The organism is Vibrio sp. 970, assembly GCF_033339075.1.
In genome coordinates this window covers 1-866 of the sequence record NZ_JAWOTW010000156.1, presented here as the reverse complement: position 1 = coordinate 866, position 866 = coordinate 1, and the positions used below count along the sequence as shown (strand labels likewise).

Genomic DNA, 866 nt, shown 5'->3' with positions numbered 1-866 from the left:
TTAATATCTATTCGAAGCGAATGCAGATTGAAGAAACCTTCCGAGACTTGAAAAGTCCTGCCTACGGACTAGGCCTACGCCATAGCCGAACGAGCAGCTCAGAGCGTTTTGATATCATGCTGCTAATCGCCCTGATGCTTCAACTAACATGTTGGCTTGCGGGCGTTCATGCTCAGAAACAAGGTTGGGACAAGCACTTCCAGGCTAACACAGTCAGAAATCGAAACGTACTCTCAACAGTTCGCTTAGGCATGGAAGTTTTGCGGCATTCTGGCTACACAATAACAAGGGAAGACTCACTCGTGGCTGCAACCCTGCTTACTCAAAATCTATTCACACATGGTTACGTTTTGGGGAAATTATGAGGGGATCTCTCAGCACCAAGTGTGAACTTTATATTTAAGGTGGCATTTATATGAACATAATAGATATAAAATGATGACAATAATAAAATCACTCGAAAAATGCAGAAGCTTCACTCTACTATTCAATTCCTACCTGTGAATAAAAAATTGAACAAGATAAATAGTTTTATTCTGTAGAAAAGATGGAAATACACTTTGAATATGATAATGATGTGACAAACAGAATGATGATAATTAATTGTAGCCAGAACAAGAGAGGAAAATGATTTGTGGGCGCTATAAACGAAAAAAGCCAGTCATAAGAGACTGGCTTTCGAAATAATGGAGGCGCGTCCCGGAGTCGAACCGAGGTCCACGGATTTGCAATCCGCTGCATAGCCACTCTGCCAACGCGCCTTACCTGATTGTTTTCTCATTGTCATGAGAACGATGCTTTAAAACTGAATCTGAAATCCATACATCGTTTTGATGGTGCCCCGGGCCGGTCTTGAACCGGCACAG

General features: G+C 42.1%; 1 protein-coding gene and 1 tRNA gene. One reads left to right on the top strand and one right to left on the bottom strand.

Going from position 1 to position 866, the window contains the following annotated elements; all coding sequences use genetic code 11:
- A partial coding sequence (locus R7Q11_RS25375) for a transposase (RefSeq protein WP_050561767.1) occupies positions 1-365 on the top strand: 365 nt, incomplete at its 5' end.
- A gap of 322 nt (positions 366-687) precedes the next feature.
- Here R7Q11_RS25375 and R7Q11_RS25370 read toward each other — a convergent pair.
- Positions 688-761, bottom strand: a tRNA-Cys gene (locus R7Q11_RS25370).
- Positions 762-866: the final 105 nt, after the last annotated feature.